Raw genomic sequence first — 1,940 nt, 5'->3', positions numbered from 1 at the left:
GGCGGGTTCAAGCGATCGTTGCAACACCTCCGAATTATCGGGAGTTGCAACGCGAATGGAATCACCATCAAGAAGTAGTTTTTCCTCAAGGAAAGAATCTCCTTCGACGGAAGCATCCGCGTCCCCGGCAGGAGTAGACGGCAAGCGTCATCAGCAGTCACATACCGGCGCCCAGAGGAAGGATTTCCTTTCCGCAGTGGCGCGGTTGGGAAGTGTCGCCGCGGCTGCCAATGAGCTGGGCCTGAACAGAAGCACCTGTCAGAAGTGGGCGAACGCTGCCGGGATCAGGCGTCATCGCCAGTACTCCCAGGCCGACAAGGACCAGTTCCATGCTGCCTTTGATCGGACCGACAACATCGTGGCTGCGGCCAGGGAACTGGGGCTGAACACCAGCACGGCGAATTCCTGGGCCGGCCGGGTCAATCGCGCGGCCGGGAAGCCGCGCTCAACCAGAACCGTGAAACGCGCCCCGCAGCAACGCCACCCATCGGCGGTGGTAGAGGAGTTCCTGGGCCTGCTGCGGGAGATCGGCAACGTCAGCGCTGCCGCCAGGGAACTCGGCCTGAACATCTCCACCTGCTCGAACTGGGCGAACGATGCCGGCATGGCCTCCCTCAGCCCGCGACGCCCGTCGGGTAAGCAGATTCACTACCTGCGCTTGCGCCAGGAAGGAGCCGGCCGCAGGGACGCCGCCCTCGCAGCCGGCGCCAGCGAACAGAGCTCCTACAAATGGGACCGGCAACAGGGTGCAAAGGACAAGGAGGCCGCCGGGGGTGATACTGCGGATCTGCCGTATAACCAAGAGGTGAGAACTACTTTTGCGGAACCTCCAGCCACTGCTGCGGCACCCGGGCCGACGGAGCCGGCGGTGTCTGCACCCGCCCCGGCGGCCTTGGACGCCCTGGAGCAACCCATCAGCACCCGCTACCTGTCCTTGCGTGAGCGGGAGCTGATTGCCGACCTGCTCAGCGGCGGCAGGTCGATGCGTGAGATCGGCCGGACTCTGGGCCGGTCACCGGGCTCGGTCAGCCGGGAGATCGGCCGCAATAGCCACCCGGTGCTTGGCTACCTGCCGTACGGCGCCAACCGGCGTGCCACCGCGGCCCGGGCACGGCCCAAGGACAGTAAACTGGCCGCACCCGGGAAACTGCGCGACTATGTGCACGCCAAGCTGCTCACACGCTGGTCCCCGGAACAGATCTCGCACTTGCTGATCAAGGAATTCCCCGATGACCCCCTCATGCGTGTGACCCACGAAACGATCTACCAAGCCCTCTACATCCAAGCCCGCGGCGGTCTCAAACGCGAGGTCAAAGAAGCCCTGCGGACCGGACGGACCCGTCGCAAAAAGCACAAAAACCCCGAAGAACGCACCAGCCGTTTCCGGGACCCGATGATCAACATCTCCGAACGCCCAGCCGAGATCGAAGACCGCGCCGTTCCGGGGCACTGGGAAGGTGACTTGATTACCGGAGCCTACAACCAGTCGGCGATCGCAACGCTCGTGGAACGCACCACCCGCTACGTGATGCTCGTCCACCTGCCCACAGACCACACCGCCGAATCCGTGCGCGACGGACTCATCAAGACCATGGCCACGCTGCCGCAACATCTGCGCGGATCCCTGACCTGGGACCAGGGAGCGGAAATGGCCCTGCACAAGTCATTCGGCATCGCCACGGACATGGACGTGTACTTCTGCGACCCTGCCAGCCCCTGGCAGCGCGGATCCAACGAAAACACCAACGGCTTGCTGCGACAATACTTCCCCAAAGGCACCGACCTGAACGCCTACGGACCCGAGGACCTGGAGCACGTCGCCCAGGAACTCAACGGACGACCACGAGAGACCCTTGGATGGGACACCCCCGCGGAGCGACTCCGTGGTTTACTGACAACCAATTGACCCTCGGGTGTTGCATCGATCCCTTGAATCCGCC

Annotated in this window: 1 protein-coding gene; it reads left to right on the top strand. The window is 63.8% G+C overall.

Annotation, left to right across the window (positions count from 1 at the left end; genetic code table 11):
* Nucleotides 1-868: 868 nt before the first annotated feature.
* Nucleotides 869-1,906 carry an IS30 family transposase gene (locus BJQ90_RS15720; protein WP_226761166.1) on the top strand — a complete coding sequence of 346 codons (1,038 nt, stop codon included), beginning with the start codon at nucleotides 869-871 and terminating at the stop codon, nucleotides 1,904-1,906.
* Nucleotides 1,907-1,940 lie beyond the last annotated feature (34 nt).

This window comes from Arthrobacter sp. SO3 (genome assembly GCF_020532825.1).
GTDB lineage: Bacteria > Actinomycetota > Actinomycetes > Actinomycetales > Micrococcaceae > Arthrobacter.
Note: the sequence above shows the minus strand (reverse complement) of the source record. Positions and strands in the feature narration are given on the sequence as shown.